The 22,881-nt window shown below is 72.1% G+C and carries 24 protein-coding genes and 4 tRNA genes; 24 read left to right on the forward strand and 4 right to left on the reverse strand.

What is annotated here, in order from left to right:
* Positions 1-48 precede the first annotated feature (48 nt).
* Together AB0C04_RS19870 and AB0C04_RS19875 are read left to right on the forward strand one after the other, a co-directional pair.
* Positions 49-792: an NADH-quinone oxidoreductase subunit C gene (locus AB0C04_RS19870; RefSeq protein WP_357056461.1), complete on the forward strand. Its 744-nt coding sequence runs from the start codon at positions 49-51 to the stop codon at positions 790-792.
* Positions 792-1,754, forward strand: coding sequence for a complex I subunit 1 family protein (locus AB0C04_RS19875; protein ID WP_357056465.1), 963 nt, complete (start codon positions 792-794; stop codon positions 1,752-1,754). Before AB0C04_RS19870 ends, AB0C04_RS19875 begins: the two co-directional genes overlap by 1 nt.
* Positions 1,755-1,783: 29 nt before the next feature.
* Here the strand turns inward: AB0C04_RS19875 and AB0C04_RS19880 are convergent, their stop codons facing one another.
* Complete coding sequence (locus AB0C04_RS19880; RefSeq protein WP_357056469.1) at positions 1,784-2,809, reverse strand: glutathione S-transferase C-terminal domain-containing protein; 1,026 nt, start codon at positions 2,807-2,809, stop codon at positions 1,784-1,786.
* Positions 2,810-2,895: 86 nt separating this feature from the next.
* On the opposite strand from AB0C04_RS19880, the gene AB0C04_RS19885 reads away from it, so the two are divergent.
* Positions 2,896-3,327, forward strand: coding sequence for an ester cyclase (locus AB0C04_RS19885; protein ID WP_357056472.1), 432 nt, complete (start codon positions 2,896-2,898; stop codon positions 3,325-3,327).
* On the opposite strand, the gene AB0C04_RS19890 is transcribed toward AB0C04_RS19885, so the two are convergent.
* On the reverse strand, positions 3,308-3,883 hold the full coding sequence (locus AB0C04_RS19890) for a Uma2 family endonuclease (protein ID WP_357056475.1): 576 nt from the start codon (positions 3,881-3,883) through the stop codon (positions 3,308-3,310). The genes AB0C04_RS19885 and AB0C04_RS19890 overlap by 20 nt on opposite strands.
* 95 nt (positions 3,884-3,978) lie before the next feature.
* Between AB0C04_RS19890 and AB0C04_RS19895 the strand changes: the two genes are divergently transcribed.
* The 8 genes from AB0C04_RS19895 to AB0C04_RS19930 all read left to right on the forward strand — a co-directional run bounded on the left by AB0C04_RS19895 (position 3,979) and on the right by AB0C04_RS19930 (position 12,870).
* Positions 3,979-4,608 carry an NADH-quinone oxidoreductase subunit I gene (locus AB0C04_RS19895; protein WP_357056586.1) on the forward strand — a complete coding sequence of 210 codons (630 nt, stop codon included), beginning with the start codon at positions 3,979-3,981 and terminating at the stop codon, positions 4,606-4,608.
* Positions 4,605-5,108: an NADH-quinone oxidoreductase subunit J gene (locus tag AB0C04_RS19900; RefSeq protein WP_357056478.1), complete on the forward strand. Its 504-nt coding sequence runs from the start codon at positions 4,605-4,607 to the stop codon at positions 5,106-5,108. The genes AB0C04_RS19895 and AB0C04_RS19900 overlap by 4 nt, the downstream gene beginning before the upstream one ends.
* Positions 5,105-5,515 (forward strand): NADH-quinone oxidoreductase subunit NuoK, encoded by a 411-nt coding sequence (nuoK, locus tag AB0C04_RS19905; protein ID WP_357056481.1) that lies wholly within the window; start codon positions 5,105-5,107, stop codon positions 5,513-5,515. Before AB0C04_RS19900 ends, nuoK begins: the two co-directional genes overlap by 4 nt.
* Positions 5,512-7,488 (forward strand): NADH-quinone oxidoreductase subunit L, encoded by a 1,977-nt coding sequence (locus tag AB0C04_RS19910; RefSeq protein WP_357056484.1) that lies wholly within the window; start codon positions 5,512-5,514, stop codon positions 7,486-7,488. Before nuoK ends, AB0C04_RS19910 begins: the two co-directional genes overlap by 4 nt.
* Positions 7,485-8,993, forward strand: a complete 1,509-nt coding sequence (locus AB0C04_RS19915; RefSeq protein WP_357056487.1) for an NADH-quinone oxidoreductase subunit M — start codon at positions 7,485-7,487, stop codon at positions 8,991-8,993. Before AB0C04_RS19910 ends, AB0C04_RS19915 begins: the two co-directional genes overlap by 4 nt.
* Entirely contained in the window at positions 8,990-10,474 is a 1,485-nt protein-coding gene (locus tag AB0C04_RS19920) for a proton-conducting transporter membrane subunit (protein WP_357056490.1), read from the forward strand. Before AB0C04_RS19915 ends, AB0C04_RS19920 begins: the two co-directional genes overlap by 4 nt.
* A 116-nt stretch (positions 10,475-10,590) precedes the next feature.
* On the forward strand, positions 10,591-11,466 hold the full coding sequence (htpX, locus tag AB0C04_RS19925) for a zinc metalloprotease HtpX (RefSeq protein WP_357056493.1): 876 nt from the start codon (positions 10,591-10,593) through the stop codon (positions 11,464-11,466).
* A gap of 144 nt (positions 11,467-11,610) precedes the next feature.
* On the forward strand, positions 11,611-12,870 hold the full coding sequence (locus AB0C04_RS19930) for an MFS transporter (protein ID WP_357056496.1): 1,260 nt from the start codon (positions 11,611-11,613) through the stop codon (positions 12,868-12,870).
* Positions 12,871-12,918: 48 nt separating this feature from the next.
* Here the strand turns inward: AB0C04_RS19930 and AB0C04_RS19935 are convergent, their stop codons facing one another.
* Positions 12,919-13,527: a class I SAM-dependent methyltransferase gene (locus tag AB0C04_RS19935; RefSeq protein ID WP_357056499.1), complete on the reverse strand. Its 609-nt coding sequence runs from the start codon at positions 13,525-13,527 to the stop codon at positions 12,919-12,921.
* A gap of 552 nt (positions 13,528-14,079) precedes the next feature.
* Positions 14,080-14,574: a YajQ family cyclic di-GMP-binding protein gene (locus AB0C04_RS19940; protein WP_350875490.1), complete on the reverse strand. Its 495-nt coding sequence runs from the start codon at positions 14,572-14,574 to the stop codon at positions 14,080-14,082.
* A 149-nt stretch (positions 14,575-14,723) separates the two neighbouring features.
* On the opposite strand from AB0C04_RS19940, the gene AB0C04_RS19945 reads away from it, so the two are divergent.
* The 13 genes from AB0C04_RS19945 to rplA all read left to right on the forward strand — a co-directional run bounded on the left by AB0C04_RS19945 (position 14,724) and on the right by rplA (position 22,755).
* Positions 14,724-14,807, forward strand: a tRNA-Tyr gene (locus tag AB0C04_RS19945).
* A 625-nt stretch (positions 14,808-15,432) separates the two neighbouring features.
* Complete coding sequence (locus AB0C04_RS19950; RefSeq protein WP_357056503.1) at positions 15,433-15,579, forward strand: hypothetical protein; 147 nt, start codon at positions 15,433-15,435, stop codon at positions 15,577-15,579.
* Positions 15,580-15,636: 57 nt separating this feature from the next.
* Positions 15,637-18,162 (forward strand): bifunctional diguanylate cyclase/phosphodiesterase, encoded by a 2,526-nt coding sequence (locus AB0C04_RS19955; RefSeq protein ID WP_357056506.1) that lies wholly within the window; start codon positions 15,637-15,639, stop codon positions 18,160-18,162.
* A gap of 93 nt (positions 18,163-18,255) precedes the next feature.
* Positions 18,256-18,328: transfer RNA gene (locus tag AB0C04_RS19960), tRNA-Thr, on the forward strand.
* Positions 18,329-18,351: 23 nt separating this feature from the next.
* A tRNA-Met gene (locus AB0C04_RS19965) sits at positions 18,352-18,424 on the forward strand.
* 133 nt (positions 18,425-18,557) lie between these two features.
* Positions 18,558-18,725 carry a 50S ribosomal protein L33 gene (rpmG, locus tag AB0C04_RS19970; RefSeq protein WP_007073056.1) on the forward strand — a complete coding sequence of 56 codons (168 nt, stop codon included), beginning with the start codon at positions 18,558-18,560 and terminating at the stop codon, positions 18,723-18,725.
* Between the two features lie 123 nt (positions 18,726-18,848).
* Complete coding sequence (locus AB0C04_RS19975) at positions 18,849-19,295, forward strand: MaoC family dehydratase N-terminal domain-containing protein (protein ID WP_350875482.1); 447 nt, start codon at positions 18,849-18,851, stop codon at positions 19,293-19,295.
* 1 nt (position 19,296) lies between these two features.
* On the forward strand, positions 19,297-19,689 hold the full coding sequence (locus AB0C04_RS19980) for a MaoC family dehydratase (protein WP_350875480.1): 393 nt from the start codon (positions 19,297-19,299) through the stop codon (positions 19,687-19,689).
* 205 nt (positions 19,690-19,894) lie between these two features.
* Positions 19,895-19,967: transfer RNA gene (locus tag AB0C04_RS19985), tRNA-Trp, on the forward strand.
* Between the two features lie 213 nt (positions 19,968-20,180).
* The gene (gene secE / locus AB0C04_RS19990) at positions 20,181-20,573 is read left to right on the forward strand and encodes a preprotein translocase subunit SecE (protein ID WP_350875478.1); all 393 of its coding nucleotides are present in this window, start codon (positions 20,181-20,183) and stop codon (positions 20,571-20,573) included.
* Positions 20,574-20,612: 39 nt separating this feature from the next.
* On the forward strand, positions 20,613-21,335 hold the full coding sequence (nusG, locus tag AB0C04_RS19995) for a transcription termination/antitermination protein NusG (protein ID WP_350875476.1): 723 nt from the start codon (positions 20,613-20,615) through the stop codon (positions 21,333-21,335).
* A 188-nt stretch (positions 21,336-21,523) separates the two neighbouring features.
* On the forward strand, positions 21,524-21,955 hold the full coding sequence (gene rplK / locus AB0C04_RS20000; protein ID WP_350875474.1) for a 50S ribosomal protein L11: 432 nt from the start codon (positions 21,524-21,526) through the stop codon (positions 21,953-21,955).
* Positions 21,956-22,038: 83 nt separating this feature from the next.
* Positions 22,039-22,755: a 50S ribosomal protein L1 gene (rplA, locus tag AB0C04_RS20005; RefSeq protein ID WP_350875472.1), complete on the forward strand. Its 717-nt coding sequence runs from the start codon at positions 22,039-22,041 to the stop codon at positions 22,753-22,755.
* Positions 22,756-22,881 lie beyond the last annotated feature (126 nt).

Here is a 22,881-nt window from a genome sequence, read left to right on the forward strand (position 1 = left end):
TCGTCTCGGCTCGACGAGATCCGGGAGACACGCCCTAGGATCAGCGGCATGACTCCGGAAGAGGTCGGCCGCCGGATGGCGACGCTGCTCGCGCCGGCCGAGGCCACCCCGTCGGTCTCCGGCGGCCAGCGGCACGCCCGGGCCACTGTCGACGTGCCGGCGGCGGACTGGCGGGAGGCGCTGCGGACCGCCCGCGACGACGCGGAGCTGGCCTGCGACTACTTCGACTGGCTCTCCGCCGTCGACGAGCTGGCCGAGGGGTTCGACGTGGTGGCGCACCTCTGGTCGACCCGTCACCGGCACGGCGTCCTGCTACGGGCCCGGGTGGCGCGGGAGGCGCCCGTCGTGCCCTCGGTGGTCGACGTCTACCCGGGTGCCGCCTGGCACGAGCGGGAGACGCACGAGATGTTCGGCATCGACTTCGCCGGCCACGACGGGCTGCTCCCGCTGCTGCTGCCGCCGGAGTTCGAGGGCCACCCGTTGCGCAAGGAGTTCGTGCTGGCCTCCCGGGTGGCCAAGCCCTGGCCGGGCGCCAAGGAACCGGGCGAGTCGGAGGCCGGCGGCGGCCGGCGGCCGATCCGCCCGCCGGGCGTGCCCGCGCCGGGCGAGTGGGGCACGACCCCCACCCCGGCGGGTGCCGGCAACGTGGGGGAGGGACCGCGCGGCGGTACCCCGGCCCGCCCGGCCCGGGAGCGGCCGGCCCGGCCGGCCCCGGGCGCCCGTCCGGCGCGCCCCGGCCAGCCGGCGGCGGGCGACGCCGAGCGGCCCGCCGACGAGGGAGGTACGGCCTGATGCCGCTCTGGCTGGAGCTGGTGATCCGGGTGGGCGGCGTGCTGGTCGCCTTCCTCACCCTGCCGCTGCTGGTCGGGCAGGCCGAGCACAAGGTGATGGCGCACATGCAGGGCCGGCTCGGCCCGATGTACGCGGGCGGTTTCCACGGCTGGGCGCAGCTGATCGCTGACGGGGTCAAGTTCGTGCAGAAGGAGGACGTGACCCCGCGCGAGGCGGATCGGGCGGTCTTCCGGCTGGCCCCGGCGATCGCCCTGCTGCCGTACCTGCTCGTGCTGCTGGTCATCCCGCTCGGCCCGGACGACCTGGTCGGCCAGCCGCTCGACATCGGGCTCTTCTTCGTGCTCGCGGTGGTCGGCGTCGGGGTGCTGGCCGTGCTGATGTCGGCCTGGGCCTCGGCCAACAAGTACAGCCTGCTCGGCGGGCTCCGCGGCGCCGCCCAACTGCTCGGCTACGAGCTGCCGTTGGTGCTGGCCGCCGCCTCGGTGGCGATGGCCGCGGGCACGCTCAGCCTCTCCGGCATCGTCGAGGCGTGGCAGCCCTGGTGGCTGCTCTGGCAGGCGCCAGCCATGATCGTCTTCTTCGTCGCCGGGCTGGCCGAGATCCGCCGGCCACCGTTCGACATGCCGGTGGCCGACTCCGAGCTGGTCTTCGGCTACATGACCGAGTACACCGGGCTGCGCTTCGCGTTCTTCCTGCTCGCCGAGTACGTCGGCATCGTGGTCATCGCCGCGCTCACCACCGTGCTCTTCCTCGGCGGCTGGCAGGGCCCGTTCGCCGACGCCCAGCTCGGCTGGCTCTGGACCCTGCTCAAGGTCTTCGCCGTCGCGTTCCTGATCATCTGGCTCCGGGTGTCGTACCCGCGACTGCGCGAGGACCAGCTCCAGCGCCTCTGCTGGCTGGTCCTGGTCCCCGCCTCGCTGGCCCAGTTGGTCCTGACCACCGCCGTCCGCCTGGCCCTCTGACCCCGGCACCCGGCGCGGCTGCGCCGGGATCAGCGCAGGGGAGTGTGGGCCGGGTCCACCTGCTCCGCGGTGGGTGGCGGCGGAGGTGGGGTGCCGTCGCCGAAGGGGCGGCCGCCGAGCGACTCCCGGCCGTGCGCGGTGAGCCAGTTCGACAGGTCCGGCCCGAGCGGGACCACCCCCGTCGGGTTGATGTCCCGATGCACCTCGTAGTAGTGCCGCTTGATGTGGTCGAAGTCGATGGTGTCCCCGAAGCCGGGCGTCTGGAACAGGTCCCGGGCGTACGCCCAGAGCACCGGCATCTCGGTGAGCTTGCTGCGGTTGCACTTGAAGTGCCCGTGGTAGACGGGGTCGAAGCGGACCAGCGTGGTGAAGAGCCGCACGTCCGCCTCGGTGATCGCGTCGCCCATCAGGTAGCGCTGGTCCTGCAGCCGCTCGGTCAACCAGTCCAGCCGCTCGAAGAGCCGCCGGTACGCCGACTCGTACGCCTCCTGGCTGCCGGCGAACCCGCACCGGTAGACGCCGTTGTTGACGTCCCGGAACACCACCGCGTTGACCTCGTCGATCTCGTCGCGCAGCCGCTCCGGGTAGAGCTCCGGCGCGCCGTCGCGGTGGTAGGCGGTCCACTCGGTGCTGAGGTCCAGGCTCATCTGCGCGTAGTCGTTGGTCACCACCTGCCCGGTCGGCACGTCCACGATCGCCGGCACGGTGATGCCCCGGTCGTAGCCGGGGAACCGGGCGAAGTACGCCTCGGCCAGCCGCTCGATGTCGAGCACCGGATCCCGGCCGCCCGGGTCCAGGTCGAACGTCCAGCTCCGGGCGTCGTGGGTGGGACCGGCGACCGCCATGGAGAGCGCGTCCTCCAGGCCGAGCAGCCGGCGCACGATGATCAACCGGTTCGCCCACGGGCAGGCGCGGCTGACCGCCAACCGGTATCTGCCCGGCGTGACCGGAAACCCGTCCCGCCCGTCGGCGGTGATCCGGGTCGCGATGTAGCGCTGGTCCCGGGTGAACTCCCCACCCGGCTCGACGTACTTCCCGCCCGTCTCGTCGCCCACGTCGTCTCCTCGCTCGTCCGCCTCTGCGTCCCATCATGGCGGATCTCCGGCCGTCCGGCCGGGCCGCCGGTGACTACGCTGCCCGGATGACCGATGTGGAGGCGGCAGCCCGACGCTTCATCGCCGACGTGTGGAACGCCGGCCGGGAAGAGACCGCGTACGAGCTGGTCGGCCCGGACTGCCCGGGGCTCGGCGGCACCGGGCCGGCGGCGACCCTGGCCTGGCACCGGGAGCGTCGGGCGGCCTTCCCGGATCTGCGCTACAAGATCGTGGACGTGGTCACCGGCGGCGGTCGGGTGGCCGTGCACTGGCGGGCCGCCGGCACCCAGACCGGGCAGTTCGGGCCGGTGCCGCCGACCGGGCAGGTGGTCAGCTACTCCGGGGCGACCTTCCTGCGGTTCGACGACGCCGGCCTGATCGTCGACGTGTGGAGCTGCAACGAGCTGTTCCAGCTCCTGCAACAGCTCGGCGTCGAGATGCTCCCGCCGCCAGGGGGCGTCACCGGGCCCGGGGCGTGATCCGGCTGATCGGCAGGTTGATCGGGAACGGCTCGCCGGTGTCGACGAACTTCGTCCACCACCCGGTCTCGGTGTAGACCTCGTTCACCGCGTCGATCCGGTACGTGACGACCTCCAGCGCGCCATCCTCCGGCTCGACCCGCCAGTAGTACGGGATGCCGGCCTGGGCGTAGAGCGCCGGCTTCAACACCCGGTCGATCGAGCGGGTGCTCGGGGAGACGATCTCGACGGCGAGCACCACCTCGTGCGGCTCGTACCTCGACGGTTCGCGCGCCGCCGCGGCGGAAGTGGTCACCAGCACGTCGGGAATGAAGGAGCGGGTGCGGTTGATCCGTACCTCGACCCCCTGGGTGACGTCGTACGCGTCGGGGCACTCCGCTTCGAGCGCGACACCAAGACGCATCGCGATGGTCTGGTGCGTGCGGGTGGGGGAGGGGGACATCAGCAGCACGCCATCGAGCAGTTCCCGGCGACGGCCGTCCTCCGGCAGCGCGTCCAGATCGTCTGTCGTCCACCCGCCCTCGGGCGGGTAGTCGCTCTGCAGCGCGGCGGTCATGGGCGGGTCCTTCCAAGTGCGTCGTTCTCCCCAGGCCCACGGTACCGCCGTTGACCGACGGGTGGTGGTCGCGCGCGCCGGGGGTACAGGGCAGGATGGTCGACATGAGCGACCCCAGCGAACACAGCGCACCGGACGACGGCGCCGCTGACCGCGGCCTGCCCGGCGCGGGGCTGGTCAAGGGGCTGGCGGTCACGCTGAAGACGATGACCCGGCGCTCCACCACCCAGCAGTACCCGGACGTCGCCCCCGAGCTGCCGCCCCGCTCCCGTGGGGTGATCGCGCTGCTCGAGGAGAACTGCACGGTCTGCATGCTCTGCGCCCGCGAGTGTCCGGACTGGTGCATCTACATCGACTCGCACAAGGAGGAGGTGGCGGTGCCCGGCGCCGCCCGTCCTCGCCAGCGCAACGTGCTCGACAAGTTCGACATCGACTTCTCGCTCTGCATGTACTGCGGCATCTGCATCGAGGTCTGCCCGTTCGACGCGCTCTACTGGTCACCCGAATTCGAGTACGCCGAGTACGACATCAAGGACCTGCTGCACGACAAGGACCACCTGGGGCAGTGGATGGCCACCGTACCGCCGCCGCCGGCGCACGACCCGAACGGCGAACCGGCCAAGGAGGAGACCAGCGCCGCGCGTAAGGCCGCCGTCCCCGCCGCCCGGCCCGCCGCGCCGACGGTACGCCCCGAGCCCGGCGCGTCCGGCGAGGCGACTCCATGACCGGTGCGGACGTGCTGCTGCTCGCCCTCGGCGCGGTGGCGGTCGGCTCGGGTGTGCTGGTGGTGACCACGAAACACCTGGTCCGGGCCGGCCTCTACCTGGTCGTCTGCCTGGGTGCGCTGGCCGGCGACTATCTGGTCCTCACCGCCGAGCTGGTGGCCTGGGTGCAGGTGCTGATCTACGTCGGCGCGGTGGTGGTGCTGCTGCTCTTCGCGGTGATGCTCACCCGGGCGCCGATCGGCCCCTCCGACGATCTGGACCGGCCCGGCTGGCCGGCCGCGCTGATCGGCGGCGGCACCGGGCTGGGCCTGGCCGCGCTGCTGGTCGACGCCTACCGCTGGACGGCGGTGGACCTGCCCGAGGCGGGCACCGCCGAGCGGCTCGGCGGCCAGCTCTTCCGCACCTGGGTGCTGCCCTTCGAGGTGCTCTCCGTGCTGCTGCTCGCCGCCCTGGTCGGCGCGGTGGTGCTCTCCCGGCCGGACATCGGGCGGTCGCGGTGAGGCCGGTCATCCCGTACGTCACCGCGGCGCTCCTCTTCGGCCTGGGCGTCTTCGGCGTGCTGCGCCGCCGCAACGCGGTGCTGGTGCTGATCGCCGTCGAGCTGATGCTCAACGCGGTCAACCTGATCCTGGTCACCGCCGACGCCACGGTACGGGCGGCGCTGCCGCACAGCGGGCAGGTCTTCGCGCTCTTCGTGATCGTGCTGGCCGCCGCCGAGGTCGGCGTGGGCCTGGCCATCGTGCTCCAGCTCTACCGGCTTCGGGCCACCGTCGCGGTCGACGAGATCCCGCTGACCGAGGGGCCGACCCGGGCCGAGGAGCCGACTCCGGTCCGCACCGCCGTCGGCGCGCCGCCGCCGGGCGGGCGCACGGGCACCGGGGCAGCTGAGGCACGGGAGGAACGGTGAGCAAGACCACCCTGCTCGGTGCGCTGCTGCCGGCCGTACCGCTGGTGGCGGGGCTGCTCGGTCTGCTGCTGCCGCCGTCGCCGCGCGGCCTGGCGGCCCACGGCGGTGCCGACCCGGCCCGGGGTGAGCAGCGAGCGCGGCGGGCGGCGATCACCCTCGGGGTAGCCGGCGCGGCCGGCGCGCTGGCCCTGGCGGTCGCGCTGCTGGCCACCCTGGACGCGCCCGTCGAGGCGGCCACCGGTTGGGTCGACCTCGGCGGGTTGACGGTGACCCTCGGGGTGCGGTTGGACGGTGCCGCGGCGCTCGTCGCGGTAGCGGTCGCCGCGGTCGCGCTCGCCGTGCAGGTCTACTCGATCGGCTACCTCAAGCGCGGCCCGCACGACGACGTGGACGTCGACCACCGCTACCCGCCGTACGCCGCCCAGATCAGCCTCTTCACCGGCGCGATGCTGCTGGTGGTGGTCGCCGGCGACCTGATCATGCTGCTGGTCGGCTGGGAGGTGATGGGCCTCTGCTCCTACCTGCTCATCGCGCACGACCGGAGGCTGCCGGAGGCGCCCGCCGCCGCGATGAAGGCGTTCCTGGTGACCCGGGTGGGTGACGTCGGCTTCCTGCTCGGCATCGCGCTGCTCGGCGTCTCCGCCGGCAGCTTCCGGATCGCCGACGTGCTGGCCCACGATTACTCTCCCGGCACGCTCACCGCCGCCTGCCTGTTGCTGCTCGCCGGGGTGGCCGGCAAGAGCGCCCAGTTCCCGCTGCACACCTGGCTGCCCGACGCGATGGCCGGCCCGACGCCGATCAGCGCCCTCATCCATGCCGCCACCATGGTCGCCGCCGGGGTGTACGCCGTCGCCCGCCTCTACCCGCTCTTCGTGGCGGCCCCCGTCGCGCTGACCGTGCTCGGCGTACTCGGCTCGATCACCCTGCTGCTCGGGGCGTTGGCGGCCACCGCGCAGGACGACATCAAACGGGTGCTCGCCTGGTCGACGGTCTCCCAGATCGGCTACATGACCGGCGCGCTCGCCGTCGGCTCTCCGGCGGCCGCGCTGTTCCACCTACTCACCCACGCCGCGTTCAAGGCGCTGCTCTTCCTCGCCGCCGGCGCGGTGATCCACGCGGTCGGCACCACGCTGATGTCCCAGATGGGCGGGCTGCGCCGCAGCATGCCGGTCACCTTCTGGTGCACGGTGGTCGGCCTCGGCGCGCTGGCCGGGCTGCCGCCGCTCGCCGGTTTCTGGAGCAAGGACGGCGTGCTCGCGGTGGCGCAGGCCGCCGCGCTGCACGGCGACGGCCCCACCCCGTCCTGGCTCGGCTGGCTGGTCTGGCTCGCCGGGCTGGTCGGCGTCGCGGTCACCGCCTGGTACGCCACCCGACTGCTGCTGCGCGCCTTCCTCGGCGAGACCCGGGAGCCGCTGGTCCACCCGCACGACCCACCGGGCACGCTGCGCTGGCCGCTGCTGCTGCTCGCGGTGCCGGCCGCGCTGCTCGGCCTGGCCGGGTTCGCCGGCCCGTTCGCCGACCGCCTGCAACCGGCCGAGGTGGCGACCCCGGGGCACCCGTCGGATCTCCTCCCGGCGGAGGGGCTGGTCCATCTGACCCCCGCCGTGCTGCTGCCACTGGCGCTGCTGGTGCTCGGCGCCGGGCTGGCCTGGGCCCGCTGGCGCCGCGACCGGACCGCCGACCCGGCGACCGCGCTGGGTCCGCTGCGGCCGGTCTTCGCGGCCGCGTTCCGGCTCGACGACCTCCAGCACGCCCTGGTGGTACGCCCCACCCGGGCGTTCGCCGGCTGGGTGCGAGCCGGCGACGAGGTGGTGGTGGACGGCGTGGTCGAGGGGAGCGGCCGGGCCGCCTCCGGGCTCGGCGCTGGGCTGGCCGCGCTGCACCGCGCGGCGCTGCCCCGGGCCGCCGCCGCGGTGCTGGCCGGCGCGCTGCTGATCGGCCTGGCCGCCGCCCTGATCGGAGGGGTCTCATGAGTTTAGGAGAGTTCCTGCTGGTCGCGGTCCTGGCGGTGCCGGCGCTCGGCGCGGTCGCGGTGGTCGCGACGCCCGGCGACCGGGCCGCCCGGCTGGTCGGCACGGTGGCCGCCGGCCTCACCCTGCTCGCGGCGGCCCCGCTGGCCGTCGGCGACCGGGGCTGGTTCGCCTGGTCCGCGACCGCCCCGGCGGTACGCCCGTGGCACCAGCTCGACCTCTCCTGGGTGCCCGGCCTGGACCTGAGCTTCCACCTCGGGGTGGACGGCATCTCCTATCCGCTGGTGGTGCTGACCGCACTGCTCACCCTGCTCTGCTGCGGCTACAGCCTCTGGCGGGTGCCGGCCGGCGGCAGCGGCCGGGCGCTGGTGGCGCTGCTGCTGGTGGTCGAGGTCGGCATCCTGGGCACCTTCCTCGCCCTGGACCTGGTGCTCTTCTTCCTCTTCTTCGAGGTCGTCCTGCTGCCGATGTACGCGGTGATCGCCGGTTGGGGCGGCGAGGATCGGCGGCGGGCTGCCCGCAAGTTCGCGCTCTACACCCTCTTCGGCTCGGTGCTGCTGCTGGTCGGCGTCTACGTGGTGGTCGCCGCCGCCGGCACCGCCGACATCGTGGCGCTGACCGGGGGCACCGGGTTGTCCCGGGGCACCCAGCTCGCCGCGTTCACCCTCTTCGCGTTGGCCTTCGCGGTGAAGAGTCCGCTCTGGCCCTTGCACTCGTGGCTGCCGGACGCGCACACCCAGGCGCCCACGGTGGGCAGCGTGGTGCTCGCCGGGGTGCTGCTGAAGATGGGCACGTACGGGCTGATCCGGGTGGCGGTCGGGGTGGCTCCGGAGGGCGCCCGCTGGGCCGCGCCGGTGCTCGGTGTGCTCGCCGTGGCGGCGATCCTGGTCGGTTCGTTGGTCTGTCTCGCTCAGGACGAGCTGAAGCGGCTGATCGCGTACTCCAGCGTGGGGCACATGGGCTTCGTGCTGCTCGGCGTCGCCACCCTGACCACCACCGGCATCCAGGCGGCGCTGATCGGCAATGTGGCGCACGGGGTGATCACCGGCCTGCTCTTCTTCCTGGCGGGCGCGGTGAAGGACCGCACCCATTCCGGAGCGCTCGCCGACCTCTCCGGGCTGCGGGAGACCGCCCCCCGGCTCGCCGGGCTGCTCGGGTTCGCCGCGATCGCCTCGCTGGGCCTGCCCGGCCTGGCCGGTTTCTGGGGTGAGGCGTTCGCGGTGATCGCCGCCGTCGAGGTGGGCGGCGGGCTCTGGACCACCCTCGCCGCCCTGGCCGCGGTGGGTGGGGCGCTCACCGCCGCGTACTTCCTGCGCCTGCTGCGCCAGGTCACCCACGGCCGGCCGAGCCCGGCGGTCGGCCGGCTCACCCCCGGCCTGGCCGGCGCGGAGTTGACCGCCTGGGTGCCGCTGGTGCTGCTCGCGCTGGCCATCGGGCTGGCCCCGGCCCTGGTGCTCGGGGTCGCCGAGGCCCCGGTCGACGCCCTGGTGAAGGTGGTGCTTCCGTGAGCCAGAGCGTGGTGCAGAGCGTGGACAACGTGGCGCTGCTTCCGGCCTACCTGGCCGCCGGCACCGCCGTGCTGGTGCTCGTCACCGACCTGGTGCTGGCCCGGCCGCGAGCCACGCTGGCGGTGGCCGCCGCGGGCGCGCTCGCCACCGCGCTCGGCGCGGCGCTGGTCGGTGCCGGCGGGGAGCGGCGGACGTTCTGCGTCGGCGGTGACTGCTCCTTCGTCTTCGGTGGCCGGGCGGCCCTGGTCGGCGCGGTGTTCGCGCTGCTCACCCTGGGGGTGCTCGGGCTCTCCGGCGGGCACCTGCGGGCCGGCCGGGCGCCGGCGGGGGAGTACGCCTTCCTGCTCGCCTGCTCGATGACCGGCGGCGTGGTGCTCGGCGCGGCCGGTGATCTGATCACCCTGATCGTGGCGTTGGAGACGTTGACGCTGCCGCTCTACGTGCTGGTCGGGCTGCGCCGGGGCAGCGTGGCCAGCGCCGAGGCGGCGGTCACCTTCTTCGTGGTCAGCGTGGTGGCCACCGCGCTGAGTCTGCTCGGCGCGGCGCTGCTCTACGCGGTCACCGGCGGGCTGCACCTGGGCCGGCTCGGCGCGGCGCTGGACGAGCGGCCGGAGCTGCTCGACCTGCCGCTGACCACGGCGGCGGTGGCGCTGCTGGTGCTGGGGTTGGCGTTCAAGGTCGCCGCCGTGCCGTTCCACGCCTGGGCGCCGGCCACCTACGACGGCGCGCCGCTGCCGGTGGCCGCGTACCTGTCGACAGCGTCGAAGCTGGGCGGCGTGGTGGCGCTGCTCGCGGTGGTCGGGACGGCGCTGCCGGCCGACCGGACCGGCCCGGTGCTCGCCCTGCTCGCGGTGCTCACGATGACGGTCGGCAACCTGGTGGCGCTGCGCCAGCGGCGCACCGTCCGGCTGCTCGCCTGGTCCTCGGTGGCCCAGGCCGGCTACATCCTGGCCCCGCTGGGCGCGCTGGCGCTGGCCGCGGGCCGCACCGACGAGGCGCGGGTCGGCGCGTACGCGGCCGCGGTCGCGTACGCCGTCTTCTTCGTGCTGTTGGAGCTCGCCGCGTTCGCCGGGGTGACCGCCCTGCGCCCGGCGGACGCCGACGGCGGCACCCTCGACGACCTGCGTGGCGCGGCCCGCCGCCACCCGTGGCTCGGCGCCGGCCTGGCGCTGGCGCTGATCGGGCTGGCCGGGTTGCCGCCCGGCCTGGCCGGCCTCTTCGCCAAGGTGACGGTGGTGCGCTCGCTGCTGGACGGCGGGGCCGGCTGGCTCGCGCTGGTGGTGGCGTTGAACGCGGTCGTCGGCCTCGCCTACTACCTGCGGCTGGCCGCCCGCCTCTACGCGCCCCCGGCGCCGGCGGGTGTGACCTCCGTCGCGGCGTCGCCCGCCCGGGTGGTGGCCGCCGTGCTGGCTGTGGCGACTGTGGCCGCCGTGGTGCTTGGGTTCGCCCCGCAGCTCGTGCTGGATCTCGCCGCCCGCTGAACGCCGAATCGGGCACGCTCCCAGCGATCTCTCAGCCATACGACGGATGGTTGGCGGGTACCGGTGTGTTGTACCGGTCGACGGATCCCGGCGATCCGTGCACCGAAGGAGTGATCGTGCACCACAACCGTCTCAAGACCACCGCGCTGCTCGGCCTGCTCACCGCGCTGATCCTGGCGGTGGGCTACTGGTTCGGCGGCAGTGGCGGACTGGTCATCGCAGTTGCCATCTCCCTGCTGATGAACGGGTTCAGCTACTTCTTCTCCGACAAGCTCGCCCTGCGGTCGATGCGGGCGCAACCGGTCACCGAGGCGCAATTCCCCGAGCTGTACCGGATGGTGCGTGAGCTGGCGACGGAGGCCCGGCAGCCGATGCCGCGGCTCTACGTCAGCCCCACCGCCCAGCCCAACGCGTTCGCCACGGGTCGCAACCCGCAGCACGCGGCGGTCTGCGTCACCCAGGGCATCACCGAGGTCCTCGACTACCGCGAGCTGCGCGGGGTGATCGGGCACGAGCTGTCCCACGTCTACAACCGGGACATTCTCATCTCCAGCGTGGCGGCCGGCCTGGCCGGCATCATCACCGCGTTGGCCAACCTCGCCTTCTTCATCCCGCTGGGCGGCGGGGACGACGAGGACGCGCCGAACCCGGCCGTGCTGCTGCTGACCATCATCCTGGGCCCGATCGCGGCCACGGTGATCCAGTTGGCGATCAGCCGGAGCCGCGAGTTCCAGGCGGACGCCTCGGGTGCCGCGCTGACCCGCGATCCGCTCGCCCTGGCCAGCGCGCTGCGCAAGATCGACGCGGTGGCCCGCCGCCGGCCCCTGCCGGCCCAGGGCCAGCTCACCAGCACCGCGCACCTGATGATCGCCAACCCGTTCCGGGGCGGCGGCGTGGCGGCGCTCTTCTCCACCCACCCGCGGATGGAGGACCGGGTCGCCCGGCTGGAGCAGATGGCCGGCTCCGTCAGCCCGGTGCAGTACCAGCGCTGACCCGACAGAACCCACCCACTCCGCCCGCACCCGGTCCGCCGGGTGCGGGCGGAGCACTGTGTCGGGGCCGATAAACGCTTCATCCGTACGACCCGCGGCGTTAGGGTCGAAACGTCTTACGCTCATTACAGCCGGGAGGTTCGGGTGGCCGCGCTGCGCCAATATCTGGGTGTCTGGCGAATTCCCGGCGCGCCGATGCTGCTGATCACCGGCATCATCGGGCGGCTCGGGATCGGTATGACCCCGCTGGCGCTGTTGCTGGTGGTCGAGCAGGTGACCGGGCGATACTCGCTGGCCGCCGTGGCCGGCGGGATCTACGCGATCGCCGGCGCCGCGTTGAGCCCGGTCGCCGGCCGGATCGCCGACCGGGTCGGCCCCAGCCCGGTGCTGCTCGCCACCGCCGTCGCACACCCGTTGGCCCTGGTCGGGCTCCTGTTGGCGAGCCGCGCCGGCGCCGACGGACTGGCCGGGATCTACCTCGCCGCCGGCGTCGCCGGCGCGACGTACCCGCCGCTGACCGCCGCGATCCGCGGCGCCTGGAACGAGCTGACAGCCCTCACCTCCGGCCGGTACCACCTGCGCAACACCGCGCTGGCCGCGGAGACCTCGCTCTTCGAGCTCGTCTTCGTGCTCGGCCCGCTCCTGGTGGCCGGCTTCGTGCTGGTCGCCGACGCCGCCGCCGCGCTGGTGGGCGCGGCCGTGTTCACCCTCGTCGGCACCATCGCGGTGGCGCTCGGCCGGGTGATGCGCGGGTGGCAGCCGCACGCCCGGGAGCACCATGCCCGGGGGCTCGGTCCGCTGCGGGTCGCCGGCTTCCCGGCCCTGCTGGTCTGCGTCGCCAGCCTGGGCATCGCGTTCGGCGCGGCCGGGGTGATCGTGCCAGCCTTCGCCGGCAACTACGCCGCCGACGATCCGGAGAGCCTGGCCGGTCTGTTGCTGGCCGTCTGGGGTATCGGCAGCGCGGTCGGCGGGTTCTGGTTCGGGGTACGCAAGCCGGCGGCACGGATGACCCGGCAGTTCGCCTGGCTGCTCGCCGCGTTGGCCGGCAGCTTCGCCGTCTTCGCGTTGATGCCGACCCCGTTGGCCCTGGGCATCGCGCTGGTCGTCGGCGGTGCCACCATCGCGCCCGCGCTCACCCTGGAGAACACGCTGGTCGGCCGGATCGCGCCGGCCGGCATGCTGAACGAGGCGTACACCTGGGTGGTCACCATGTCGGTGGCGGCGAGCGCGGCCGGCGGCTCGGTGGCCGGGCTGATCGTCGACCACGACGGCGGCGTGCCCTGGGCGTTCCTCTTCGCCGGGGCGGCGGTCGCCGTCGGGGCCGCGGTCGCCGCGCTGCCCGCCGGTCCGATCGCCCGGGCGGAGGCGACAGCGGTACGCCTGGAGGAGCCCGTTCCCGCCTGACCGCTCGCGCTGCGCAAACGCCACGGCTGGACGGCGAGCGGGCTCAGCTCACCCTGCGGTTGCGATTGCCGCGATGGCAGCGTGCGGTCGATGAGGGCCCTCGCTCGGCCGCTGCAGGCGCTCGACTTCCGCGAAGCCAGCTCGCGCCAGTCGCTCCGAGAATTCGTCGACGGGCCAGCGATAGGCAGTAATGACCTTGTGGTCGAAGGCCGCGACCTCGTCACCGACGAAGATGGCAACGACCAACCTTCCGGCCGGGGCCATTACTCGCCGGAGCTCGGCGAGCACGCCGTCGAGATCCTGCGGCGGCAGATGAATCAACGAGCCCCAGGCCAGGACGCCGGCGACGCAGTGGTCGGCAACGGCGAGATCTTCGAACGACCCGAGTTGGTAGCTGCCGCCCGGGTGGGCTGCCTGCGCGTGGGCGACGAACTCGGGGACCAGGTCGATTCCCGTTGCGTCGGCGCCCAGCGATCGAAGGTGATCGGTGAGGTGGCCAGGCCCGCAGCCCAGGTCGAGCACCGCGCCAGGCCGGCCCGCCAGATGCCGCCCGATGAAGGCGAGGTCGTCGGCGTGTACCTGCTGGCTCGTACCGAACAGCCCGATGTAGAGCTCTGCGACGGACGCGTAGGCCTGCCGGACCTGTTCCATGGTCACCGCCCGACTATATGAGTTCTCGGGTGGGGCAGAGTAGGCCCGGTGTCAGCGCGGGAAGCACGTCGTTCCTGCGGTGGCCTGCACCCGGTCGTACGTTGACGCAGCGCGGAGCTCCCTACGAGGATCAACTCATGACCTTCGACGGCCCGAACCTGCCCACCGGGCCGAGCCCCGATCGCCCCAGGCGATCCCACTTCGCAGGATGTGGATCTTCGGGGCACTTGGCGCGGTTGCCGCTGTGGTCGCGTTGTTGATCGCCCCGACGAACCCCGCGGGCTGGATCTTGCTCGCCTCGCTCGGTGGGCCTGCCTGGTTCACGCGTGCAGAACTGCGACGGCGGAGGGCGGTGCAGGAGTCGGCCTGACGGGCAGGCGACCGCTCCGAGGGACCGAGTGGGCGACCACCGGCGCGATCAAGGCTGGACGTCCATTGCCAGGCCGTCACCGGGCCGTCGGAGGCCGATCGGGGAGCGACCAACGACGACCGCTGGTGACGGCATCACCCAGGTGACGAGGCGTGGCCGGCCCGATGGCCAGGCCAGCCGGGGCCTCGTTACCGGTAGTTGGTGAACTGGAGGGCCACGCCGAAGTCCTCGCCCTTGAGCAGCGCGATCACGGCCTGGAGGTCGTCCCGCTTCTTGCCGGTGACCCGAAGCTGGTCGCCCTGGATCTGCGCCTGGACGCCCTTCGGGCCCTCGTCGCGGATCTTCTTGCCGATCGCCTTGGCCTTGTCGGAGTCGATGCCCTGGATGACCTTGCAGTCGATCTTGAAAATCTTGCCGGACGACCGCGGGTCGCCCGCGTCGAGGGACTTCAGCGAGATGTTCCGCTTGACCAACTTCTCCTTGAAGACGTCAAGCGCGGCCCGCACCCGCTCCTCAGTCTCGGCCTGGAGGCTGATCGCCTCATCGCCCGACCAGGAGATCTCGGCGCCGGTGCCCCGGAAGTCGAACCGCGTCGCGAGCTCCTTCTCAGCCTGGCGGAGGGCGTTGTCGACCTCCTGGTGCTCGACCTTGCTGACGATGTCGAACGACGGGTTAGCTGCCATGCTCATGCTCCTGCTGTCCGGTCGGTCTCTGGGCTGCCGTCGCCCGCTGACCAGCGGCACGACCCTCTGACGGTACCCGGTTGCGCCACCGCCGGGTGGAGCCGCTATCCTTGCTTCCGCCGCCGCGTTCCGACGCGGTGGGGTGCCCTGGCGGGTTGCCCGAGCGGCCAATGGGAGCGGACTGTAAATCCGTCGCGAAAGCTACAGAGGTTCGAATCCTCTACCCGCCACCAGGTGCAGAGATGGCCCCGTGAGCTGCGGAAACGCACTCCGGGGCCGTTTTCGTCCAGTACGGCCGAGTTTGGTCGTGGGAGATCTGTTCGGCACCCGTGATCGTCGTCGAGTCGGGGGTTCTGACCCGCCCCGGCTTACCCGCGACCTGGCAGCTCCCCGGCCACCCGGCGACTCGTGTGGGGGTCGCCCCGCCGGCTCCTGCGCCTGTCGACCGGCGCGCTCCGGCGGGCTCGCCGCTCGGGTGTCCGTAAGGACCCCGTTTCCCGTTATGACCCCCTAGCGTTGTTGCCTGGACCGAGTATGGTGGTCGATGTTCGGGTTACGGGGAAATCGACGGGGATTGGCAGAGCTCGTGACAGAGGGTGACCGGGCAGGGCGCGTTTGGGGACCGCCCGAGTCGCCGAGGCGATATGTGCTGAAGGTCGTAACAGGCGCTGGATGACGCACTCCGCCGCGCCGTCAGGCCCGTGATCTGGCCCGGCGCGGCAACGCTCGCGGTCCGAATGGTGCGACGATGTCGACGCCTGGGCGAGCCGTGTCCGCGCCGCTTTTCAGCACACGCTCCGTATGGCACGATCGTGGAACCTCCACCATCCCCGTGACACTTCTCTGACAGGAGCAAACATGTCTGGTCGAAAGCTGGGCCGACTGCTTGGCTCGCTCCTCGTGCTTGCCGCCGTCCTCGGTGGACTGTTCGGTGCCGACTTCGCCCCCGGTGCCGAGAACGTTCAGCTGACCGACGTCGTGTGGGGCGCGGGCACCCTCCGCTAATGCGCGCCGTCGCCCGCGACGGCATCGCGGGTGACGGCGTCTCTCAGGGGGAGCGGTATGTCGAGGCGTGACCAACGACGGAAGTCCACGGACCACGCCTGGCTGATCACTGGTCCACTTGCGTTGATTGCGGTCGTTTGTTCCACCGCGATCAGCGTTCTCTCCGACCAGCCCTTCGGCGAGTGGGGGCTGGCGTTCCTGATCTTCCTCGCGATGGCGGGCATCAGCATTCCGGTGCTGAACTTCGTCGTCCGGCGTCAGTCCGTCGGTGTGACGCTCACCGAGATTCCGCTGGTGGTGGCCCTCTTCTTCCTGCCGCCACTCACGGTGGTCCTGATCTACACGCTCGCCTCGTTGATCTGGAGTGCCTCGCAGCGGTTCGCGCCCGCCAAGTTCTGGTTCAACGTCGCTCGGGCTGCCGCGGCGACGTCGCTGGCCAGCCTGCTGCTCCAGGGTCTGCCGCCGCTGAAGGGGGTCGGTCCCGGCACGTGGGGAAGCCTGTTCCTCGCGGTCAACATGATCACCCTGGTCAGTCTGGTCTCGGTGGTCGGCGTACACGTGCTCCTGCAGGGCTGGCAGGCGGGCCGGGAAGCCCTTCGCACGACCCCGTCGGTCTTCCTGACCACGTCGATCAACGCCTCGGTCGGTCTGCTCGTGCTGATCGCACTGAAGACCACCTGGTGGTCGGCCCTGCTGCTGGGCGCCCTCTTCGCCGCCCTCGCGCTGGTCTACCGGTCCTACGCCCAGTTCTTCCGGCAGCACCGCACGCTGACCGGCATGTACGAGCTCTCCCGGGTCATCACGACCAGCGGTGCGGAGGGCTCGCTCGCCGACGTCCTCCTCGACCGGGTCCGTGCCCTCATGCAGGCCGAGTCCGCGACGCTCTGGCTGCCCGCGCAGGGGCGGCATCCCGAGGTGCTGTTGACCGCCCGCGTCGACGCGCCCGGGCTGCTCGACGTCGCGCCGACCCCGGCGATCGTCCGCCAGCAGGCGCGCGACCTGGCGAAGACCGTCTCCATGGGGCGGCTGCTGGGAGACGAGACGGCTCTGCGTGGCGAGATCAGTGCCCGCCAGATCAAGGACGCCATCGTCGTGCCGCTCCGGTCCGGCCAGGCGGTGATCGGCACGCTCGAGGTGGCCAACCGTCTGAGCGACATCGGGCACTTCGCCCCCGGTGACATTCCGATCTTCGAGACGGTGGCCGCGCACGCCGCGGTCGCCCTGGAGAACTCCCGGCTGGTCGACCGGTTGCGGCACGACGCCTACCACGACGGCCTCACCAAGCTGCCCAACCGGCGGCGGATCACCGGCGCGCTCGACGAGTCGGTAAAGATCCGGGCACCCGGCGAGGTGGTCGCGCTGCTCCTCTTCGACGTCGACGGGCTGCGTCAGGTCAACGAGTCGCTCGGCCACGCCGCCGGCGACAAGGTTCTCGCCGAGGTGGCCAACCGGCTGCGCGCCTCGGCACCGTCGTCGGCCCTGGTCGGCCGGGCCGGGGGCGACGAGTTCCTGGTGACCATGCGGCTGGAGAGCGCCGAGGCGGCGCTGGAGCTGGCCGCCCAACTACGCGAGCAGATCCGCGACGAGATGGTCTTCGACGCGCTCACCCTGGACGTGGACACCGCGGTCGGGGTCGCCGTACACCCGGATCACGGCAGCGACGCGGCGACCCTGCTGCAACGGGTCGACCTGGCCGCGACCGCGGCGAAGTCGGTCCCGGGCAGCGTGCAGCTGTTCAACCCGGCCCTGGAGTCCCGGTCGCTGCGACGCCTCGGCCTCGCCGGCGACCTGCGCCGGGCGCTGGACGACGGCGAGCTGGAGGTCTACTTCCAGCCCAAGGTCACCCTGCGGGACCGCCGGCTGGTCGGGGTGGAGTGCCTGGCCCGGTGGGAGCACCCGACCCACGGGACGGTGGCCCCGGAGGACTTCGTCGCGGTGGCCGAGCACACCGGGCAGCTCGACCGGCTCACCGAGGTGGTGCTCCGGGAAGGGCTGCGGCGCAGCCGGGACTGGGCCCAGGCCGACCAGCCGCTCTCGGTCGCGGTGAACCTCTCGCCACGGACGCTCACCGACCAGCATTTCCCGGACCGGGTCCAGGAGCTGCTCACCGAGTACGGGGTGCCCCCGCAGCGGCTCACCCTGGAGATCACCGAGGCCGGCGTGCTCGACGGCACGGACCGCCCGATCCCCACCCTGCGCCGGCTGCGCGACCTGGGCGTACGCCTCTCGGTGGACGACTTCGGCACCGGCGACTCGTCCCTGGCCCACCTGCGGCGGCTGCCGGTGCACGAGGTGAAGGTCGACCGCTCCTTCGTCGAGGGCATGGCGACCGACCCGGGCGATCTGGCGATCGTCAACGCGGTGGTCACCCTGTCCCAGCAGTTCGGGTTGGCCGTGGTCGCCGAGGGCGTGGAGAGCGAGCTGACCCTGGAGTTGCTCCAGGACATCGGGTGCGAGATCGGGCAGGGCTTCCTGTTCAGCCGGCCGCTGCCGTACGAGCGCCTGGAGGCGTGGTTCGGCGCCCAGATCGACCCGGAAACGATCTCCGGCGCGGAGCTGCCGCGCCTGCGTGTCGTGCCCTGACCTGCGCATATTCCCCGGTGGGGGATCCGATTTCACCTGCCGGCCCGGGCCGTGTAGTCTTACCTCTGCGCGCCCCACGGGGAGATCGCGCAGGCCCCCTTAGCTCAGTCGGCAGAGCGTCTCCATGGTAAGGAGAAGGTCTACGGTTCGATTCCGTAAGGGGGCTCGAGGGTCAGCTGGACCCACCGCGGCGGTGTAGCTCAGATGGCAGAGCAAGCGGCTCATAATCGCTGTGTCGCCGGTTCAAGTCCGGCCACCGCTACTCTCGTCCTCCGGGCGTTTTCCGGTTGGTCGGTGGGAATGGGCGCCGTAGGCGCCCACTTTGCATGTCCGCGTCATCCGCGCGTAGGCTGATGCGCCGTAGTTGTAACCCGTAGCGAGGAAGGCACTCCGCCGTGGCGAAGGCGACCGATGTCCGGCCGAAGATCACTTTGGCGTGTGTGGAGTGCAAGGAGCGCAACTACATCACGCGCAAGAACCGTCGTAACGACCCGGACCGCATCGAGCTGAAGAAGTTCTGCCCCCGGGACGGTCGGCACACGGTCCACCGCGAGACCCGCTGACCAACGGCCGGCACCGCCGGCCACCCCTGAAGCTCCTGCGATCGCCGATCTGATCGACCGGTGCGGCACCAGCCGCCACCGGGCGCGCAGATCGGCGATCGTGTTTCCGTGTAGGTTCGCGGCATGTCCCTGGACCCGTCCTACGTCGGCCGGAGCTATCCGCCGACCGCCCCCTACCAGGTGGGCCGAGAGAAGATCCGCGAGTTCGCGACCGCCATCGGCGCCACGGACCCGGCCCACCACGATCCGGAAGCCGCCCGCGCGCTCGGGCACCCCGACGTGGTGGCCCCGCCGACCTTCCCCTTCGTGATCACCATGGCCGCCAACCGGCAGATCATCGAGGATCCGGCGCTCGGCGTCGACTACAGCCGGGTGGTGCACGGCGACCAGCGGTTCGCGTACACCCGGCCGGTGGTCGCCGGCGACGAGCTGGTCTGCGTCAACACCATCGAGGACATCACCACGCGGGGTGGGCACGGCTTCCTGACCACCCGCACCGACGTCACCACCGCCGCCGGCGAGCCGGTGGTCGCCGTCTGGTCCAAGCTCGTCGTACGCGGGGAGGCCTGAGATGGAGCTGCCACCCAGGACGTTCCGGGTGACCCGCGCGGACCTGGTCCGCTACGCGGGCGCGTCCGGCGACTTCAACCCGATCCACTGGAGCGACCGGTTCGCCACCAAGGTGGGGCTGCCCGGGGTGATCGCCCACGGCATGTTCACCATGGCCCTGGTCGGCCGCGCGGTGACGGAGTGGGCCGGCGCCCCGGACGCGGTGGTCGAGTACGGAGTCCGGTTCACCCGCCCGGTCGTGGTGCCCGACGACGACCACGGCACCGAGATCGAGGTGACCGCGGTCGTACGCGAGGTCACCGAGGACGGCCTCACCCGGCTCGACGTGACCGCCACCTGCCTGGGGGAGAAGGTGCTCTCGCAGGCTCGAGCGACCATCCGGACGGCCCGCTGACCGACCGGTCGGCCCGGGCGGTCGCCGCCCGGACGCCCGTCGGGCAACGTCGGAACCATCCCGGCGGGCAGCGGCCGGCGGGCTCGCCGACGCGCGAGGGGTGGACCGGTTGGGAAAGTCGAGCGGCTACCCGTACACTGGTCCGCCGTGGGGCAAGTGACCCCTGCTCGGCCGTCTGTGTCGGGTGGGGCGAGCGTTGCCGCACAGGGGTGTAGCTCAATTGGCAGAGCAGCGGTCTCCAAAACCGCAGGCTGCAGGTTCAAGTCCTGTCACCCCTGCGCCTCAGGCCTGACCGTTCCCGTGGGTCGCGCCGCCGAGACGGCGGCGTCCGGCCCGTGGTGGTGGCATCGACGGGGTGGTTCCGAGGCATCGGGCCCACCGGTCGATCCGCCGGCCGCGGCCCGTCGCGGGACGGTTTGGTCCGGCTGGCGTGACCAACGCCGCGCACGCCACCCGGCGTGCGGAACCAAGACCCCGCGACGGAGGGCGAAGTGGCCGAGAACAAGCGGCGCGGCGAGGACGCCGGCGACGACCGCCTGAACGACGATGTCGTCGACGACGTGGCCGACGACGACGCCACCGACGGGGACGAGCCGGTTTCCCGAGGTGGCACCGCGACCCGGTCGCGCGCCCGGGCCGAGTCCGCCGACAGCCGGCCGAAGACCCGGGCGGAGACCGACCGGGTGGGCCTGTTCGGCCGCATCGCCCGGTTCTTCCGCGAGGTCGTGGCCGAACTGCGTAAGGTCATCTGGCCGACCCGCAAGGAGTTGCTGACCTACACGGCGGTGGTGGTCGTCTTCGTCGCGGTGATGCTGACGATCGTGGGTGTCCTGGACTTCGGCTTCGCCAAGGGCGTGCTGTGGGTCTTCGGCAACCCCAGCTGACCGGCTGCCGCAAGCCGATAGTGACGGAAGTGAGCGAGCGTGCCTGAGTACGACGAGACCGCCGGACCCGCGGACGAGCAGTCCACGGTGGCGACGGCGGCGAACGACGAGTCGGTCGAGGCCGCCAGCGAGCCGGAATTCCCGACCACCGAGCCCGCGCCGGACGAGGACTACGACCCGGTCGCCGAGCTGCGTCAGAAGCTGCGCTACGCGCCGGGCGACTGGTACGTGGTGCACTCCTACGCCGGCTACGAGAACAAGGTCAAGACCAACCTCGAGACCCGGATCACGAGCCTCGACATGGAGGACTACATCTACCAGGTCGAGGTGCCGACCCGGGAAGAAGTCGAGGTCAAGAACGGCAAGCGGTCGCAGGTCCAGGCGAAGGTCTTCCCGGGCTACATCCTGGTCCGGATGGAGCTGACCGCCGAGTCCTACTCCTGCGTGCGCAACACGCCGGGGGTCACCGGCTTCGTCGGCGCGACCGACCGGGCCGACCGGCCGGCGCCGCTCTCCCTGGACGAGGTCCTCAAGTGGCTGGCCCCGGCAGTGGAGACCGAGCAGAAGAAGGCGAAGCCCGAGATCAAGGTCCTCGACTTCGAGGTCGGCGACTCGGTCACCGTCACCGACGGCGCCTTCGCCTCGCTGCCGGCGACGATCAGCGAGATCAACGCCGACCAGCAGAAGCTCAAGGTGCTGGTGTCGATCTTCGGCCGCGAGACGCCGGTCGAGCTGAACTTCAACCAGGTAGCCAAGATCTGACCGGCCGCCGGCGGTGGGCTCAGCCCGCCGCCGGCGTCGCCGTACGTCCGCCCGCCGCACCTCGGCGAACGAGCGGGTTCCGGCCTGCGCTACTCTTGAACGTCGCCGCTGTCGCACCGCGCTGACCGTGCGCGCCCCGAGAGCGGTGTCAGCCGCATTTTCCCAAGCTCCAAGCCCCAGGAAGAGACATGCCTCCGAAGAAGAAGCTCGTCAAGACGTTCACGCTTCAGCTGCCGGCGGGCCAGGCCACGCCGGCGCCGCCGGTCGGCCCCGCGCTCGGCCAGCACGGCGTGAACATCATGGAGTTCTGCAAGTCCTACAACGCGCAGACCGAGTCCCAGCGGGGCGACATCGTCCCCGCCGAGATCAGCGTCTACGAGGACCGGACCTTCACCTTCGTCCTGAAGACCCCGCCCGCCGCCCGGCTGCTGATCAAGGCCGCCGGTGTGCAGAAGGGTTCGGGCGTCCCGCAGGCCGAGAAGGTCGGCTCGGTCAGCCGGGCCCAGCTGCGTGAGATCGCCGAGAAGAAGATGGCCGACCTCAACGCCAACGACCTCGACCAGGCCGAGAAGATCATCGCCGGCACCGCCCGCTCGATGGGCATCACCGTCAGCGACTGACCTCGCCTCAGCACCGACCCGTACGGATCGTGGGAGGGCGCGCGGACGCCGCGGCCCGCCAGAGACCACAGGAGTAACCAGACATGCAGCGCAGCAAGAGCTACCGCAAGGCCGCCGACGTCATCGACCGGTCGAAGCTCTACACCCCCGCCGAGGCCGTGAAGCTGGCCAAGGAGACCACCAACGTCAAGTTCGACGCCACGGTCGAGGTCGCCATGCGCCTCGGCGTCGACCCCCGCAAGGCGGACCAGATGGTCCGCGGCGTGGTCAACCTGCCGCACGGCACCGGTAAGACCGCCCGCGTGATCGTCTTCGCCGCCGGCGCGAAGGCCGAAGAGGCCGCCGCGGCGGGTGCGGACGAGGTGGGCACCGACGAGCTGGTCGCCCGCATCCAGGGTGGTTGGCTCGACTTCGACGCGGCGATCGCCACGCCGGACCAGATGGCCAAGATCGGCCGGATCGCGCGGATCCTGGGCCCGCGCGGTCTCATGCCGAACCCGAAGACCGGCACGGTGACCATGGACGTCACCAAGGCGGTGCAGGACATCAAGGGCGGCAAGATCACCTTCCGGGTGGACAAGCACTCCAACCTGCACCTGATCATCGGCAAGGCCTCCTTCTCCGAGAGCCAGCTGGTGGACAACTACGCCGCGGTGCTCGACGAGGTGCTGCGCGCCAAGCCGTCCGCGGCGAAGGGCAAGTACCTCAAGAAGGTCGTCCTCACCACCACCATGGGCCCGGGCGTCCCGGTCGACCCGAACGTGGTGAAGAACCTGCAGGAGGGCTCGGCCGAGGCCTGAGCCGACACTCCGCTCCACCGGGGCGGGGGGCCCGGCGGGGGGGGGGGGGGCCCGCCCGGCGCGCTGGGTTGGGCGGGCCCCGACGGAGGCGGCGGCGCCTGCCACGTTGAGCCCGAAGCACGAAAC

The organism is Micromonospora sp. NPDC048909 (assembly GCF_040649635.1).
In the GTDB taxonomy this organism is placed as follows: Bacteria; Actinomycetota; Actinomycetes; order Mycobacteriales; family Micromonosporaceae; genus Micromonospora.